12 protein-coding genes and 3 pseudogenes are annotated in these 17,759 nt (G+C 40.2%); 11 read left to right on the top strand and 4 right to left on the bottom strand.

What is annotated here, in order from left to right; genetic code table 11:
• Positions 1 to 1,652 precede the first annotated feature (1,652 nt).
• The 6 genes and pseudogenes from BVH04_RS20020 to BVH04_RS20005 all read left to right on the top strand — a co-directional run bounded on the left by BVH04_RS20020 (position 1,653) and on the right by BVH04_RS20005 (position 6,227).
• Positions 1,653 to 2,738 (top strand): Fic family protein, encoded by a 1,086-nt coding sequence (locus BVH04_RS20020; protein ID WP_086543246.1) that lies wholly within the window; start codon positions 1,653 to 1,655, stop codon positions 2,736 to 2,738.
• Positions 2,739 to 3,012: 274 nt separating this feature from the next.
• Positions 3,013 to 3,507: a GNAT family N-acetyltransferase gene (locus BVH04_RS20015; protein WP_086543245.1), complete on the top strand. Its 495-nt coding sequence runs from the start codon at positions 3,013 to 3,015 to the stop codon at positions 3,505 to 3,507.
• Between the two features lie 230 nt (positions 3,508 to 3,737).
• On the top strand, positions 3,738 to 4,016 hold the full coding sequence (locus tag BVH04_RS26230; RefSeq protein ID WP_240510993.1) for a hypothetical protein: 279 nt from the start codon (positions 3,738 to 3,740) through the stop codon (positions 4,014 to 4,016).
• Positions 3,988 to 4,101: pseudogene (rhuM, locus tag BVH04_RS26225) on the top strand (RhuM family protein); the annotation flags it as partial. The gene BVH04_RS26230 and the pseudogene rhuM, both read left to right, overlap by 29 nt.
• A gap of 6 nt (positions 4,102 to 4,107) precedes the next feature.
• Entirely contained in the window at positions 4,108 to 4,545 is a 438-nt protein-coding gene (locus BVH04_RS26220) for a hypothetical protein (protein ID WP_240510994.1), read from the top strand.
• 410 nt (positions 4,546 to 4,955) lie between these two features.
• Positions 4,956 to 6,227 carry an MFS transporter gene (locus tag BVH04_RS20005; RefSeq protein WP_240510992.1) on the top strand — a complete coding sequence of 424 codons (1,272 nt, stop codon included), beginning with the start codon at positions 4,956 to 4,958 and terminating at the stop codon, positions 6,225 to 6,227.
• Between the two features lie 805 nt (positions 6,228 to 7,032).
• Here BVH04_RS20005 and BVH04_RS20000 read toward each other — a convergent pair.
• Positions 7,033 to 9,276 carry a zinc metalloprotease gene (locus BVH04_RS20000; RefSeq protein ID WP_086543244.1) on the bottom strand — a complete coding sequence of 748 codons (2,244 nt, stop codon included), beginning with the start codon at positions 9,274 to 9,276 and terminating at the stop codon, positions 7,033 to 7,035.
• 528 nt (positions 9,277 to 9,804) lie between these two features.
• On the opposite strand from BVH04_RS20000, the gene BVH04_RS19995 reads away from it, so the two are divergent.
• The 3 genes from BVH04_RS19995 to BVH04_RS19985 all read left to right on the top strand — a co-directional run bounded on the left by BVH04_RS19995 (position 9,805) and on the right by BVH04_RS19985 (position 13,967).
• The gene (locus BVH04_RS19995) at positions 9,805 to 10,275 is read left to right on the top strand and encodes a hypothetical protein (protein ID WP_086543243.1); all 471 of its coding nucleotides are present in this window, start codon (positions 9,805 to 9,807) and stop codon (positions 10,273 to 10,275) included.
• A 669-nt stretch (positions 10,276 to 10,944) separates the two neighbouring features.
• Positions 10,945 to 11,559, top strand: a complete 615-nt coding sequence (locus BVH04_RS19990; RefSeq protein WP_086543242.1) for a DNA-3-methyladenine glycosylase family protein — start codon at positions 10,945 to 10,947, stop codon at positions 11,557 to 11,559.
• A gap of 980 nt (positions 11,560 to 12,539) precedes the next feature.
• The gene (locus BVH04_RS19985; RefSeq protein ID WP_086543241.1) at positions 12,540 to 13,967 is read left to right on the top strand and encodes a serine hydrolase; all 1,428 of its coding nucleotides are present in this window, start codon (positions 12,540 to 12,542) and stop codon (positions 13,965 to 13,967) included.
• A gap of 338 nt (positions 13,968 to 14,305) precedes the next feature.
• Here the strand turns inward: BVH04_RS19985 and BVH04_RS19980 are convergent, their stop codons facing one another.
• The 3 genes from BVH04_RS19980 to BVH04_RS19970 all read right to left on the bottom strand — a co-directional run bounded on the left by BVH04_RS19980 (position 14,306) and on the right by BVH04_RS19970 (position 17,005).
• The gene (locus BVH04_RS19980; RefSeq protein WP_086543240.1) at positions 14,306 to 14,722 is read right to left on the bottom strand and encodes a hypothetical protein; all 417 of its coding nucleotides are present in this window, start codon (positions 14,720 to 14,722) and stop codon (positions 14,306 to 14,308) included.
• Between the two features lie 4 nt (positions 14,723 to 14,726).
• Complete coding sequence (locus tag BVH04_RS19975) at positions 14,727 to 14,951, bottom strand: hypothetical protein (RefSeq protein ID WP_086543239.1); 225 nt, start codon at positions 14,949 to 14,951, stop codon at positions 14,727 to 14,729.
• A gap of 197 nt (positions 14,952 to 15,148) precedes the next feature.
• A complete protein-coding gene (locus BVH04_RS19970; protein WP_140160626.1) occupies positions 15,149 to 17,005 on the bottom strand; it encodes a right-handed parallel beta-helix repeat-containing protein in 1,857 nt (618 codons plus the stop codon).
• A 383-nt stretch (positions 17,006 to 17,388) separates the two neighbouring features.
• Here BVH04_RS19970 and BVH04_RS25225 point away from each other — a divergent pair.
• Both BVH04_RS25225 and BVH04_RS25220 read left to right on the top strand, forming a co-directional pair.
• A pseudogene (locus tag BVH04_RS25225) lies at positions 17,389 to 17,606 on the top strand (IS1595 family transposase); the annotation flags it as partial.
• Between the two features lie 26 nt (positions 17,607 to 17,632).
• Positions 17,633 to 17,740 (top strand): annotated as a pseudogene (locus tag BVH04_RS25220) (IS1595 family transposase); the annotation flags it as partial.
• Positions 17,741 to 17,759: the final 19 nt, after the last annotated feature.

Raw genomic sequence — 17,759 nt, 5'->3', positions numbered from 1 at the left:
CTGTCTCGAGGTGACTTTGACGATTATCATATGAATGGAATTGGTACCGATATCGATGGCAGCTAGGTTCATTGATCTTTTTGGATTTGATGAATACTAAAAGTACACGATAAAAAATAAATAGGATTAACGTTTTAATGTTTGATTTTCGATTACACCTGCTGTTCGAGATTTGTAACCCTGCTGCTCGAGATTTGTAATCTCGAAATTTTATCCTGGGTCCCGATGATTATCGGGATTAATCCCACAAACAAACCTTCCCTTGTTTCGGCGAACCGTCATTTTCTCGATTGAAATCTACCCGGCCAAAACCTGGAAATCATTTTTGATTAGTTACCTAGGGTTAAAACCCTAGGCTACAAAAATATCATCGCTATTTACCTATGATCCTTGCTGTCCTTGCTGTTCGAGATTTGCAATCTCGAACCTTGATCTAGGGATTTGCAATCCCCCTCTGGAGTAGAGCACTTGACTAAGCGTAATCCGTACAGTGGTCGGATGCAACTACCCTTTTATATTGTTGGGAATCCCGTACAGCAGTCGTGAGCAATTCGGGGGATAAGATTTATTTTCATTTTATGGGAGAGATATAGTCAAATCATCTTGATGACTTGGTGGATTTCTATAGATTTTGGAAGCATTCCATTTCCCACTAGTTCAACCCCTGTCAGGGTTGACATTTTTCGTCGCCATTCTAAACCCCCGGTTTTACCGGGGGCTATTCATGGTTTGACCACTTCGTGGTCTTGATGTTCAATAAAAAATGTGAGGTTGAAATACAGTAAATGATCCTGAAATGATCAAACCATGAATAGCCATGGGTGAAACCCGTGGTAAAATCAATAGCAACATCTAAACGACCCCGAAGGGCGTCGAACTCATTCACAGCCCCCGATAGGCGTAGAGCGTTTTTCTAAGCGTAATCCGTACAGTGGTCGGATGCAACTACGCATTATTATTTTTTGGGAATTTATGATTCATCCTTATTCCCAAGTTTGATGTAGTCATATCGTTTGTCCCCCACCAGGTGTAGAATGCTAGCCTAAGCGTTGTTTAAACTAAGCTTTACTATTTTTCAGGAATTTGTTTATCAGTTAACCAAAAGTTCGACAGCTTCGCAGTCGTCGTAGCTTTTTACTTCATTATTTAACCCCCGGTTTTACCGGGGGCTATTCATGGTTTGACCACTTCGTGGTCTTGATGTTCAATAAAAAATGCGAGGTTGAAATACAGTAAATGATCCTGAAAGGATCAAACCATGAATAGCCATGGGTGAAACCCGTGGTAAAACGAATACCAATATTTAAACGACCCCGTAGGGTGTCGAACTCATTCACAGCCCCCGATAGGCGTAGAGCGTTTTTCTAAGCGCAATCCGTACAGTGGTCGGATGCAACTACGCTTTCCTATTTTTAAGAATTTATAATTCATCCTTATTCCCAAGTTTGATGTAGTCATATCGTTTGTCCCCCACCAGGTGTAGAATGCTAGCCTAGGTGTAATCTGCCATGGCTAGGTGTAATCCGTACAGTGGTCGGATGCAACTACACCTAAATACACCCGTAACAATTACCCTTGTGTTGTAAACACGGGTAAATTATCGATATATTTACCCGTGTTATCTTATCGAGTGTAAATGCTACCCTTTTTCTATGTCTAGTTTTGATCGGAAAAAACCATTTAATCAGTTGCCTCCATTGCCTCCGAAGTTTGAATTGGAGACTAAAAAAGTGCTTTTAAAGACGATCTCAGCAAGTAGAGCATTAGCTCAGTTGAACGGCACATTGAAAAATCTGCCTAATCCTAGACTTTTTCTAGATACCATCCATTTACAGGAAGCAAAAGCCAGTTCGGAAATTGAAAATATTATCACGACTAATGATGACTTGTATAAGTCAATTGTAGCAGACAAGAAATTTGGCGACTCCGCAACTAAGGAAGTTCTGAGCTACAAAGAAGCCCTTTGGTTGGGATTGAACCAACTTGAAAGTAAGCCATTCATAACAACTAATCTTTGTATTGAGATTGTTCAATGTATCAAACAAAATACAGCTGGGATTAGAGCAATGCCTGGAACAACCCTTTCGAATACATCAGGCGAAGTAATCTATACTCCTCCATCAGGGGAAAACATTATTCGGGAAAAACTTGCCAACCTAGAAAAGTTTATCAACGAAGACGAGTCATTGGACCCCTTGATAAAAATGGCCTTAATGCATTACCAATTCGAAGCTATTCACCCATTCTCAGATGGTAATGGCAGGACGGGGAGAATACTGCTTCTATTGTATCTAAAGATGAGTAAGCTATTGGATATCCCTGTAATTTATTTGAGTGAGTATATCATCAAAAACAAAGCGGAATATTACCAGAGTTTGCGGAATGTAACTGAGCATGATTCGTGGGAGGATTATGTGCTATATATGCTAGACATGGTAGAGGTGAATGCCATAAATGGACTGAAAAGATTAGAAGAAATCATTTCGCTGATGGATACAATTTCTCAAAAAATCAAAGCGGAGTTACCAAAGGTTTATTCGAAGGAGTTAGTAGAGATACTATTCAACCTACCCTACACTAAAAGACAATTTTTGATCGATGCAGGCTTAGGCTCAGCAAAAACAGTAGGTAATTACCTTCGTGATTTAGAAGAGAGTGGTTTTTTACGATCAATTAAGATTGGTAAAGAAAAACTTTACCTGAACCATGAACTCATGAAAATATTGGAAAAAAGCTGAAAAGCACAGCCGTGACTCAATTCCTCCACCGACTCATAAACTCCAAGAATCTCATCTGGGAGTAAAATGCTAGCCTAAGCGTAGTTTAAAACTACACTTTACTATTTCCCGGGAATTTCCAATTCAAACCCATCTTTTTCAAAAGCTCCCTCATCATAGATTCAATGATGGAATTACACTGCTTTATATTTTTGTGCTATCAACTCGATTCACTCCAATTTTATCTACTTTGATCCTGCTTAATTATTTGCAAGTATGGTGAATTTGAAACTCTATGAAAACTATCCTGCCTGCGCGAACTACAGCTGAGTATACCACAATTGCCGACTTGGCAAATCGGATTTGGTTCGAGCATTTTGGCCCCATAATCGGAGAAGAACAGGTTTCTTATATGCTCCAAAAATTTCAATCAGTATTGGCCAGTGAAGATCAGGTAGAAAAAGGAATGAGGTATTATCTATTACTCCATCAAGCTGTTCCCGTGGGTTATTTCGCTTTCAGCAGGAAGGAAGAATCCCTGTTTTTAAGTAAGCTCTATGTCCTGGATTCTATGAGAGGAATGGGAATGGGTCGTTTGGCACTCACCTTTATAGAAGCCCAAGCAATAGAACTTCAGTTAAAGAAAATAGAATTGACGGTCAATAAGTATAATTCCAGTTCTATTCAGGTCTACGAAAAAATGGGGTTTATTACGATTGACTCGATTGTTCAAGATATTGGCAATGGCTATGTAATGGATGATTATGTCCTGGAGAAATCTGTGATATGATGAACTGCTGCTCTAGCCTAGGCATAGTCCGCGATAGCCATCGGGAAAAACTAGGCTTTATTATTTTTCAGGAATTTACAATTCCACCCTATGCCTCCTTCAACCGATCCTCCAAAAGTATTTGAAAACGGTGGTTATACTTAAATTCCACTTTGCCCCGAAATTTTTCACGAAATACAAGTATTAGATGAATAAAGTACTGAGATCCTAAACCCAATTTTTGAATTGATATGAAAAATGAAATCATTTTATATCGACCCGATGAACTTGCCGAGCATATTGAGGTGAGAATTGAGGATGAAACTGTTTGGCTGTCACAGCAACAAATGGCAGCATTATTCGATCAAACTAAACAAAACATTAGTTTACACATCAATAATTGTTTTCAGGAGAATGAGTTGGAAAGAGAAGCAACTGTCAAGGAATCCTTGACAGTTCAAAAAGAAGCGAACGATAAAGCGCAAGATCGAATACTACAATTTGGATGTAGTTATCTCAGTAGGCTATAGAGTAAAGTCCAAACAAGGCACACAATTTCGGATTTGGGCTAACAGAGTTTTGAAAGACTACCTTTTGAAAGGTTATGCCATAAACAACCGAATGACTAGATTAGAAGACAACTTAGAAACCTTGAAAAACAAGGTAAACGATATTGATTTGCAGATAAGTACTCAGCTCATTCCCAAGCAAGGTGTGTTTTTTAACGGTCAAGTGTTTGATGCCTATGCCTTAACTTCTAAAATTATCCGCTCTGACAAGCAAAGCATCGTATTGATAGATAACTACATTGACGAAAGTACTTTGACCCATTTATCGAAAAAACAAAAAGCAGTAAACGTGCTACTGCTCACCAAAACCATTAGCAAACAGCTGAGCTTAGACATCCAAAAAGCCCACGAGCATTACGGCAACTTTACACTCAAACCCTTTGCTCAAAGCCACGACCGCTTTTTAATTGTTGATACCGCAGAAGTGTATCATTTGGGCGCATCACTCAAAGACTTGGGCAAAAAGTGGTTTGCCTTTTTCCAGGCTTGAAAAGAAAGTGTAAGCAGCATTATGACTAAAATAAAGGAACAGATGGAATAGACTACTCTTCTCGGTGTAGTCAAATCTATAGTTGGACTTGATAGATTACCCGCCAGCTTTCCACATAAATGACCGCTAGAACCATATTGCGATCGCAGAATTTCGAATCATATCGTATCATTTTTAGAGAATTTAATCTCCCACCCCCACCGCTCGACTCCGCTAATCTGCTTAAATTCCACTTTGTACTGAAATTCGAAACTAGGCATAATCCCGAAAAGTTGAAGAAAGTATCAACACGTGATATACCTTCGAATTTATAATTCAAGTCACTAAGATTTTTAGATTCCTAAAAACACTAGTTCACCCGCAATTAAATCCTACAATTTCAGCAAAGGACAGAGCCAATAAACAAATCTGTGTATTTTGTCACAAAGCAAGAAAGCCTAAAAAATGATCTTTGTGAATTGACAGAGAACCTAAAAGTTGGACTTAGGGAAAATTGGAAACAATTTACCGTTTTGGTGATCATAAACGCGTTTGTAGGCGGAATGATTGGTATGGAGCGCAGTATTTTCCCGCAGTTTGCTGAGTTGGAATTTGGAATTGCCTCAAAGACAGCCATTCTTTCCTTCATAACTGCATTCGGTTTCTCAAAAGCAATTTCCAACTACTACACAGGCAGGCTTGCCAATAAATTCGGGCGAAGAAATTTACTGTTATTGGGTTGGATAGTAGCCATACCTATTCCGTTTATACTCATTTACGCATCAAGTTGGAATTGGGTAATTTTTGCAAATGTCCTTTTAGGAGTAAGCCAAGGTTTAACTTGGAGTAGCACTGTAGTAATGAAAATTGACCTTGTAGGTGAGAAAAACCGTGGGTTTGCAATGGGCTTGAATGAATTTGCAGGTTACTTTGCTGTCGGGCTTGTTGCATTTCTAACAGGGTATATTGCCAACAAATACGGTATTACACCCTATCCGTTTTACATTGGAATATTCATTTCTGTCTTTGGTTTTATTTTAACAGCGCTGTGGGCGAAAGACACCAGAGCTTTTGTTCACATAGAGAGCACGACTGACACCACGGCTCATTTAGATAATGTGTTTTTGGAAACCACTTTCAAAAACAAGACGCTAAGTGCCGTTACACAAGCTGGGCTTATAAACAATCTGAATGACGGTATGATGTGGGGATTGCTTCCAATAGTTCTACTATCGTTGAATTACAACAATGAAAGTATTGGCATCATCACCGCCATTTATCCAACCGTATGGGGCATCGGGCAGCTTTTTACAGGAAAAATGTCAGATCATTACTCTAAAAAGAAAATGCTTTTTTGGGGAATGCTAATACAAGGAATAGCCATTTTGCTTATACCATTCAGCAGTGACTTTTATGTTTTGGCTTCCATTTCTGCAATATTAGGTTTAGGGACTGCATTAGTTTATCCGACATTTTTATCCACTATTGCGCAGGCCACAAGTCCAAAACAAAGAGCAGAAAGTATTGGCACTTTTAGGCTTTGGAGAGATTTAGGTTATGCATTGGGGGCAATTATTTCAGGTATAACAGCCGACATATTCGGTATTGAATATGCCATTTTTCTCATTGGTGGACTGACAATTATGTCTTCAATTATAATAAAATTCCGTATGCCCGAACAAATCAAAATCACCAAAGATTGAAGTGAAGCAAGCCTTGGAACGATTATTCAGCACCTTCATTTTCATGTTAAAGAAGCCAAATTGCAATTACTGATTTTTGACATTGCTTAATAAATTCCCCTCTGGGAGTAGAATCCTAGCCTAAGCGTAGTTTAAATTACGCTTTATTATTTTTCAGGAATTCGCAATTCCACCCCCTCTGGGAGTAGAATGCTAACCTAAGCCTAGTTTAAAACTACGCTTTATTATTTTTCAGGAAGTTGCAATTCAAACAGATTTTTTTCAAAAACCCCACCTTTCCTCCCACCCCCACTAACCGCTCCTCAAAAATTATTTGAAGACTCCGATTGGCGGCTTAAATTCCACTTGGTGCCGAAATCCCCATTTATGAAAATCAACTTAACAGAGTGAAATCAAATCATTGTTAGGACCCGGTCGAATTTGCCAGCCCTGCCATCCGGCCCAAGGCTAAAATAAACCTTGGGATTACATTTTTACGCCTTGTCATACCCTAATATTCTTATCATCCCGACAATTGTCGGGATTAATTGGTTAAGTAGCCTAAATCCATACTTGTTCTCAAATATCGAATTGCAAATTCATTTTGATAGAAAAGGCGTAATTTCATCTGACTACTGTCCTAGAGTTCAAGGCTACGATTGCCGATACTCATTCAACAATTAAAAAAAAATGTTTGGATGGCTGAAATCTGTCATCACTACAAAAAGCACCCACTATTGCCTGGAGAATGTAGATTATTGCAAATGCTGGTACGCAAACCAATTTGCCGGAGATCTTAAGCGGTTCATCTAGCTCAACCTTCCATCTACCTATTAATCATATAAGGGCGTTGACCAGTACATGTTGCCATAAATATCACTGATGTTTCGGCTTGTTGTCTGCAATTGCAAACTTTAAGTGTCACCCGGTGTTCACCCTCCCATTCGGGAAGATCCTTCCAACACTCCGATCCTTCGCCTATTGGTCTGCCATCCAGTTCCCAGCATAAGTTGCTGTCAGGGATAATTTCTCCATTGCTGCCTCTTGCAGTACCCCAAAACCGCGCTACCAAATCTGTTCTTACGGTGCTTCCTTCTGTAGGCCATAAAATCGTTACTGTGGGCTCTCGTAAAGGAATATCGATTTCGGTTCTTCCGGATGAACTGTTAAATCCGTCTGAAACAATCACCTCAATCAAATTGTATCCAGATCTTAAAGAGGCAATAGGCACTACTGCTCTATCTTCCGGTAAGTTAACTGCAAGCGTTTGCCAATCGAGGCCGCTGTTGGAGGAGTATCTCACTACCCGTTCAATAGGATATTGATCTGATGCGGAAGTGTACCAGGTTATGATCAATTCCTCTTCTTCTATCGATGAAGTAACCTCATCTATCGTAATATTCTGCTCAGGGATACGTCGTGTCCACAACTCTTCTTTATTGCGGCGTATGCAAAGAGTTATGCCTTCATCTGAATCTCCAAGCATTGCCTGTATTACCCCCGAAGGTTCGTGTGAACCTTCGCCACTGCAGCCACAGCCACAGGCGTGAGCAACGAGGTTCAGTAAGGGGCTTCGTTGTATTACCTGGTTGTTAGCGTTAAGCAATTCTACTGTAAATCCTTCAAGCTTGCGGCCCGAAAAACTTTGGCGGGTTTCAATCTTAAGTACGCTTTTAATTTCAACTTGGTCTTGTCGTATAAAACCAGTTATAACTAGGTATCGCTGCAGATCTGCTTCTTTTCGGTCGAAAAGCCGAATCCCTTCCCAAGGTGGTGTAGGATCGGGAATACGCCTTGGATCCCGGAACTTTTCGTAAACGTACGGAGGCAACTCCTCCCTGTCACCGGGAACAATTTTTGGATCGAGCATAGGATGCTCCATTAACGCTTGGTAATGATAGAGTGATATCCATCGGGAACCGCAATAAGACATTATATCCCTAGAGGAATTAGGGGAATAAATGGTACCTGTTGTAGGATCTGTTCCATACTCACCAATTGACGCCATTCCGTTTGCAGCTGTATTATAAGGTTCGTATGCCGGATAGTTGGTGTCAAAAGTTAAATCATCTGGAGGTAAACAGCCTGGGGCATGAGGGAAATTAAAATAGTGCCCGATCTCATGAGCCATCGTTATTCCATCATCCACAAAACCTGCAGCAGTACCACCACCACCGCCGCAGCCCGCCGCACCACCTAGAGGAATTCCATTAGGCAACAAACCATAATAAACCGTATTGCTTTTGTTGCCATCGACAGCTTTTGCGATACCTAACCAAAACAACAAATTATTCCAACTTGTTGGGCATGCTCCGTTAGCTATAGCTCCGGTTAGTGGTTCACTAAAGGTGAATGTGCCTGCCAGACTTATTTCAGGAGTTTGTGAAACCGGAAACATGAGTAAGGTAGTGGCAAGCGTTCGTTGAAAATCAGCAACTGTGGGTGCTGTAAGTCTTACCTGATTACCGGCAGTATCAGGACCGAAATATTGAACAGGAATACCTCTTAAATGAAAAGTCTGTTTTAGATAGGCGTCAATATCAACATCTGAATCGTCAGAGTATCTTGCTTCCCCTGGTACCTCTACATGTACCTTAAGTCGCATTTTACCCTTCATAAGAGAAGATGGAATAATGAAGTTAAGCGAATTAGCAAGTGATCTTCTCTCATTAGCATAATTAGGATCTGGCAAGGCAGCTATTGAAAAAGGCCATTGTTGTTCGAGTGCTACTGTATCTACCCATACACCATATCGGCGTTTTTGAATGGTGACAACACCTCTCACATTATTAACTCTTTCAAGTCCACTTTGAACGTACACTCTAACATACGCGGGTTTATCCGCCACCAGTCTGATTGAGTTGTCCGGCCCCTGATCAGCAGGATCAGTTAGATGCTTGCTGGATTGCCTGTATTGGATTGCCTGTGTAACTTCAACTCCGTTGATGTTGATATAAAAAAGGCTGGGGACAGGTTTTAGAGCATCAATGCTATCCTTCAATAATGCCGATCTACTGGGATTTTTTTCGATGGCCTTGATTATGGTGGAAAGTGCTTTATCAAATTTCATAACAGTAGTTTTTTGGATGAAGATTAGGATTTACAAGTGCACTAATAAAAATAAAAATTAAGCAGCAATACATAGCGATATTTTTCATTTACTTAAGGTGATGTTGCCTAAAAAAATTAATGTCCTTTTTAATGGTTATACTATAAATCACTAATTCGCTTTCTGATTAGAAATTAAATCATTCGACTTTGCAGGCTTCATCACCTGCAAACAAGACAAACAAATGCTGCGGGTGAAGAATAGACACCAGCAGCTGGAAGATATGCTAGATCATTATAAGCAAATTGCGTATTCGGCCGATGAATGAAATGCGACGCAACTCTAGAGGATTAATCGGAGTTGCTTCAGCTTGTACAGGACCCCTTCTGGGAGTAGAATGCTAGCCTAAGCGTAGTTTAAAACTACGCTTTATTATTTTTTAGGAATCTGCAATGCAAACCCCAGATATTCCAACCTATTTGTAACGGGTTTGAAAAACCTCTCCGACAATTTCTGAACCTTTTTTCAGCGGTCGAGTAAAAAATTCATATGAAAGCTTTCGTAATACTTTTTTTCGTCATGTTGAGTTCTGGGCTGTATGCTCAGACGGTGATTGTCAATCCGGATGGAACTCATTCGGTGGTTCATGATCTTGGTGACACCAAAGTGGTGGTTAATCCCAATGGAACCCACTCTGTTATCCTAGGTTCGGATACCAACAAAATTATGATAAATCCCAACGGCACTCACTCCCAGATTTTTGGTGTTGGAAACTCCAAAATCATTATAAATCCAAACGGAACTCATTCCATCCTAAATACACAGGGCAAATTTCTTCAAGTGCTGGTTCATCCGAATTCAGGGTCTCAAACCCTTTTCGTCAAAAACCGGGGAAACAAAATGATCTTCCATCCTAACGGCACCATTACTCAATTCAAAAAAAAGAAAAAGTCGATTAAAAAACCTTCGAGGTTCTACAAACCTCAAAGGTTTACTAGATACTTGGTTCTAGTTACTTGATACTTACGTCTTGATACTTGATACTCCCATCACTCACTCTTCAGAGAATTCACAGGATTACTAGTAGCCGTTTTAATGGATTGGTAGCTGATCGTCAGCAAGGCGATTACCGCAGCAAATGCTCCCGCAGTGAGAAATACCTCCCCCCCTCATAGGAGTAGAATCCTACCCTAAGCGTAGTTTAACACTACGCTTTATCATTTTTCGGGAATTTGCAATTCAGCTATATTCCCGAAAAATCATCTCCCCCTTTTCACCCTCTGAGCGTAGACTAGGCGTTGGTCTAGGTGTAATCCGTACAGTATTCGGATGTAATTACAACTATATATCCTTTCAATTTAAAATTGACATTTATATAAGGGTGACGTTGCATCCCACCTTTTGCTCCCACCCCGCCAACCGCTCCTCAAAAGTATTTGAAGGCCCTCCACCCAACAATTTCGAAATGGCTTGGTCTTTTGATAGGCCATTTTTTTATTTATGATTGTACGGAATCTTGCCAGTAGAAAATTATAGGATCGAAACTCCAAATACACATTGAATTCTGGTTTAATCCGGTCTTCGGTCACCGGTCTTCCAACCCATTGACCAAAGAGAATTCGCGAACTGGCAGAATAGCGTACATACAGATTTTTATTTAATCGATTACCTTAACCAAATAATAGCATCATGGATAGCATCGTCAACGAAAGAGACATCAAAATCCTTATCAAGAAAGATAAGATCATTGCTGACATCTATCGCAAACATCAATCTCCAGCCAATTGGACGAGGCCACGGGGGTTTGTGACATTATCAAAAATAATTTTGGAACAGCAAGTTAGTTTGGCTTCTGCCAATGCACATTTTCTAAAACTAAGCACGTATGTAACCGATTTTACGCCATCGGCTATGTTGAAGCTTTCCGATGATGAAATGCGCAGTTGCCAGATCAGCCGTCAGAAATCTACCTATCTCCGGGCATTATCATCAGCTATAATTGACAATTCCTTGGATCTTGAAAAAATGTCTATAAAGAGCGAAGAAGAAATAAGAAAGGAACTGACAAACATCAAAGGCATCGGCAATTGGACAGTGGATGTTTACCTGATGTTATGTTTGCAAGCAAAGGACATTCTGCCCATCGGCGATATCGCGCTCGTCAATACTATAAAGGAACTAACGTCTGCAAAAACAAAAGAAGAAATGATTTCTTTCGCGGAAAGATGGAGACCACTACGCTCTCTTGCTACTTACTTTCTCTGGCATCACTATTTAGAAAAGCGTAAGAAAAAAGAAAAGTAAAATTCAAGTGTTCCGATTTGTACAATGGAAACAATTATGTTATAATTTTCTTGCACAGATAAAAACTAAAAATTCTATCTGTATACCCGCTTTTCTGCAAGTAAAAGGCAAAATCAACAGAGAATTTGGTGATCCAGATAGCCATCGGGACTAACAAAGGCGCCACTTCGGTCTTCTGTCATCGGTCTTCCAGCCGATAAGCAAAGAAAATAAGACTAGTGGCAAATTTAATCCCTTTGAGAAAGGGGGAATTTGATCCGATTTAGAATCAAGATTTTGCTTTTTTCCGGAACGTGCTACAAAGCGAACACTCATTAAATTCTATCTGTATATCCGTAATCGATCCAATATAGAAATGGAAGTAATATAAAATTTGGCGAAACGTGATCTTTCTTTAAAATCCTGAAATCTCAGTTTTAAATAGCGCCGAAGGTGGCAAACCATTCATAACCCTGTACGCAGTGCAGGAAAGATGATAAATGTCTGCCCTCTAGCCCTGAAAGGGCGGAACTTCAAAGTTTCGCCCTTTCAGGCTTCTATCTTGTTTTAGTTCCTAACCCCCGTCCCGTATAGCTTTCGGCACCGAGGGTTCCGCCTCGGCAGACAAGTATGGATGGTTTCAATCCTTCGGATCTATTTTTGAATGAATTATATCCATGCATCTAGATATACTATAAATTAGCCGACTGGCATAAAAGTCGAAATCTTACATTATCAACATGAAAATAAAATTGAGGATTTTTTAAATCTCCATCAAAAATCAGAGCCCCTTTCAGAATGAATCAAACCACTGTTACAACTTCCCTCCCACATACTCCAGAATCTTTCGATCCAAAGTCAAAAGCTCCAAGCCAAACTATTTAACAGAATCAACCATCACTAAGTCGATCAACCCTACCTACTTTTTATCAAACTAATAAACTATTTGATTTTGATCCTTTTCCCTCTAAATTTTCTATTTTTATCAAAACCCCAAAACCATGCGCTACTTTATTATTTCAGCTTTTTGCCTTTTACTCCTCTCCTGCTCTACCGAAAAAGAATCAGATCAAGTCGCATTAGCCGAACGGATTAGTAGAATTGAGAATGGCCTACAGCCTAATCTCCAAATCGAAGGAGACAGCCTGACATTATTCAATATCGAGGAGCGATTGCGGGAGCTCGGAATACCGGGAATAAGTATTGCCTTTTTAGCAAATGGGGGAATCGAATGGGCTCGGGCCTATGGCATGGCGGATAGCAGCGAAAACAGGCCTATGACGATTGAAACCATGCTTCTTGCAGGTTCGATCAGTAAGCCTGTCGCAGCTTTGCGTGCGCATCAGCTCGTGGAATCTGGCGTGATCAATCTGGACACCGATGTCAATGAATACCTCAAGTCTTGGAAAGTACCTGAAAATGAATTCACCAAAGAAGAGAAAGTCACTACTCGAAGAATCCTCAATCATACTGCTGGCTTGACCGTTTGGGGTTTTCCGGGTTATGATAAGGGAGATACCATACCAAGTGTACCAGAGGTTTTGGATGGAAAAGGAAATACGGATTCCGTACGTGTATATAAAAAACCCGGTGAAAGTTGGATGTATTCTGGGGGCGGCTACACCATCATGCAATTGATGATCACGGATCTGGAAGGCTCATCCTTTCCTGAGATCATGCAAAAAAACGTATTGGGACCGCTGGGTATGATTTCCAGCACTTTTGAAAATCCACTTCCTCAAAAATACCATGCTATCGCTGCTACAGGATACCGTGGCAATGGTGTTGAGGTGGAAGGAAAATGGCCAATCTACCCCGAAATGGCAGCTGCCGGACTTTGGACCACTCCTTCTCAATTGATCCTTTGGGCAAAGGAAATCCAGCTAATCTACCTGAGTAAAAAGGATGGCCTGCTAAAAGCTAATACCGCAAATGAAATGCTTACAGCAGGAATGAACGATCATGGTTTAGGTCCAGCAATTTCTGAATATAGCTTCGGACATAATGGAGCAGACGAAGGTTTTCGAGCCAATCTCATCGTCTGGAAAGACCTGCCTTATGCGGTAGTCATTATGGTCAATTCGGACAATGGAAGTATCATCCAGGAAATACTTTTGAGTATCGCTGCGGAATATGACCTGCCGGGAGTTTCCCCAAATCGAAGAAAGGTGCAACCGATGACGGAGGAAGAGAGAAAGATTTATACCGGGACATATCGGTTTCCTGAACTTGGAGATGCGACAATTTCAATGTGGAAAAATGGGCTGGAAATCAATGCTGACTTCTCAGATGAGCCACAGTTTATATTGTCAGAAAATGATTCGATATTTTTTACGACGAATCACGGAGAATACTTCTACTTTAAAATTGAAGAAGGTAAAGTCAAAAGTTTGCGTGTTCAAAACCTTGTGGGGACAAAATTGAATTGAAAGAATAAAATTCATTAATCCACTTAAGTTGATTTTCTAAAACATAACCCCAACTACTCTTTGGTCAGCAGTTTTTACATGGTGGGAGGATGAATTTTAGGATAGGACATGATTTGACTATACTCAGGAGAATAAGCAATCACACAATAAAACCTTGGATGCCAAATCCAAGGTTTTATTAGTTCAATGAATAACAATCCGGTTTTTCAAAAATGGCTCATTTTGTCACGTTGAGAACAAAGTTCCATTCAAAAAAGTAATCTAGTGAAGGAGCTTCACCTCTGACGAGAATTTTATGCTTACCTACTTTCAATTTCTTCAGCATCAAGAAAAACCCATCAATTACAGCCGGTTGAAGCTCCGGTAACACATGGATCAAAACATTCTGCCAAATCGGGATTTCCTGTAAAGTAAAACAGATCCGTACTTAATCTATACTTCATTAATTCATAGATCTCAATACCGTCAATATACACTTCAATTTTTTCAAAAGGATCTATATATTCGGTTGCAGTTTCCTTTAAAAAATCCTCCAAACTTTGTCCTTCTGCTGGTTCAAATTCAAACTCGGCCGGACAGGGATAATCATTCAATACAGCTGATGGTGAAAGCAAAACATATTGATCTTTGTTAATGGTATGTTCTTCTGAAGTATTTTCTAGGCTCAACGAGAAAGGTGCCATCACTTTATCACTTAGAGTAAGCATCTTTGGTTGAAAAACTTGCTCACAATCAAGGGTATAGATTTTTTTCAAAAATTCAATCGCCCAATCTTCGTAACTCTTTCCAAAGGGCTGTGGTTGGAAATATAAGAAAGTTATTGACTCGCAGGGTTGGACCTGATTCTTCAGCGTCTTCAGTCATTTCGGGATCCACCTCAACAACAGAATTTTCACTAAAATCATCCGTCTGAAAGGATGTGAACAGGAGAAATAAAACTAGTCCAAATGCGAGTCCAATTTTGAGAGAAAAATAGATTTTCATATTACTTAAATTTAATTGGTTGTACCTACTCATGAAGAAAGTGCCCAGTTATGGCAATTTGAAATGCTTAAAAAGTCCATAAAACCTTTTGGTTGGTTGAAAACGTGAAGACTCCGCCCGATTGAATGCCTTGGGAATGCGAGATTGGGGGATTCTTTAAAAATTACTAATCGTTTGGGGCGAAAAATTGGACAGTATCAACGACCGCCTGGCTTGATACTTTTCTTTTCCCATCGGGTAATTTGTTTCTTCAATTCTTTCTGATAGTTTGGTTCTCCCTCGCTAAAAACCTTATTGTCCACTTTCTGAATATCTTCTTCTTTGGTTGTATTGTACCGGATGGGAGGATTTCCATCTGTACAGAAAAAGTAATTTTCCTTCACCGTGTTGACTGTAGCGCGATGAAACCTCAGCGGAGATTTAGCGATGCTGTACACCAGATTGCCCTCCACCAATACATCGGTGATGCCTTCGTCCAGAAACATACCGTTACTTTCAGCTTTACCAGCATTGACTTCGACATCGTGAATCCTGTTGTAGAGAATTTTGCTCCCAGGCTGAAGACCCAGCATATAGATTCCACCACCATCGCTCAAGATGTTCATAATGTCATGAATATGGTTTCCTTCAATGGTATTTTGCCGAGCGGGAGTCGGCACCGGACTCCACATCCAGCCTACTGAAATACCGGTATAGGGAAAGCTGAATAGATGATTTTTCTTTATTGAAGTTTCGGCTGTCAATCCAGCCCATATTCCCATTGCTCCATAAAACTGAGCTCCAACCTGCGTTATTGTGCAATTTTCGATGGTATTTCCTGATGCCACCTGATGCGGTGCCGACTTCCACCAAGGTTCACCGTTGACTATTCTATCTTGCCCTTCTCCAATCATGATCCCATTTCCGGAAATATCAACCAGTTCTGAGTCTATGACTTTACAGTTCTTAGAACCGGTACCAAACCAAATACCCGATCCTCCTAAATTTTTGAAACTGCATCTTGTAAACGAAACGTTTTCAGCCCAAACCGAAGAAATGGCCGCAGGAACTACCGCCCATCCTTTAGTGGAGGGACGCGGATCAAAATGGCAAGCCTGCACCCCACAATACCCTTTTTGGGGAATTCCCCATTTACTGAACTGGAAGACAATGCCTTCAAAATGAATATTTTTCACCTGTTGATCTTCCTTCCCAATTATAGATATCAAGCCTTCGGAAATGGGAACAACCAGATTTAAATCGGAGGGATTTATGGATTCAGGAAGTTTCAGTAAAAATTTCTGCTGGCCCTTCAGAAAAATCCATTCATAATCAGCATCCAAAAATTCAGGAGCATTTTCCAAAAAGTATCGGGGATTTGGTTCCCAGTTGTCGATGGCAAAAAAGGCAGGTGCTTTTGCTCCAATGGAATCCACAGTAAATAGCTGACTATTGGTGGCATCGATTTCTTTCACTTCGATTCTGGAAATAGACCAGTCGTGAAGGAACACCAGTTCTAATCCTTCTAAGTTTGCGGGAATGGGGAAATCCTCCTTTTCAAAAAAGAAATTAGTACGCCGATCTTCCCCGGCTTTTTTTACATGGAGAAACCCTTCATTTGGAAATCTGGCACGGATTGCTCGGGTTCCGGAAATAAAAAGTTCTCGGAAATTATCCATCCCTTTCAAAGCATCAGGTAATGAAGCTTCCCATAATCCATCTTCGTTTTTGATCCAGCCATTAATTTCCGCACCGCCGGAAATAACAGGAGATTCTCCTTTTTGGGCTTTAAACACAAGCCTCAAATCTTGCCGCTCTGAATTGAGCGGGGTAAACTCCAAAGGCTCGGCAATTGTGTAAGTTCCACCATCCAGCCAAACGATCACTTCAGTTTCTCTCCCACTTTCCAAAAGTGCAACAGCCATCTTTTGGGCTGCGGAGATTGTTTTCAGTGGAAGTTTTTTGGTTCCCTCATTGGAATCGCTTCCAGCAGGAGCAACATAAATCTCCTGTGCAGTGATTGAAAAAGTCAGGAAGACAAAAAGGAAAATTGGAAATATCTGCTTGAATGTCATGTCTTTTAATGTTTTATGATTATCCGCTTTATTACCAGTAGGCAAAGACAACGAAAGATATAATTTGGTTCAAAATCGATAATTGGGCGTTTCGGTCTTCGGTCTTCTTTCCCAAATTGCGAATAAAATTCGGCTACAGGTAAAATTGGAAGACCGATGACCGAAGTAAGCCAGAATTCAATGTGTCATTGGACCTTCGTTTCTATAAATTTTCTATCCCGTTGACCAAAGAGAAATCGCTTACTGGCAGAAAAGCGTACATACATATTGTTTTTTATGACTTTACGGAATCCTGCACGTAGCCAAATAATATGTGACAGCCTACGTCAATTATTTCCATAGTTTATTCCAATGCCTTTTCTTGGTTAAAAATACACAAAGCCATGAATATCATTGAATTTATCCACCATTTCCAGATGAGCAAAGTTGTGAGATCTACCTAAAAAGCTATCGTGAAAACAGTGGGATTCACTGCAAAACCTGCAAATTTTTTTCAAAACAGTATTGGTTTAGCAAAAGTAGGTTTTTTGAATGCAGCAAGTGCAGGAGAAGAACTTTTCTCAAAGCAGGAACGGTGATAGAGGAATCTGCTAGGAATCTACCACATGGTATAGGAGAAGTATATTCTATCTCGATGAGTTTGTGTACAAACTGAACAGAAGGAATTTTGGTAAAAAGTTATTCGTCAGGTTAATTATTGCGGCAATTTACCCATACGTGCAACATAGCGAATAGTCATATAGATAATTATGGT

This window comes from Algoriphagus antarcticus, assembly GCF_002150685.1.
GTDB lineage: Bacteria > Bacteroidota > Bacteroidia > Cytophagales > Cyclobacteriaceae > Algoriphagus > Algoriphagus antarcticus.
Note: the sequence above shows the minus strand (reverse complement) of the source record. Positions and strands in the feature narration are given on the sequence as shown.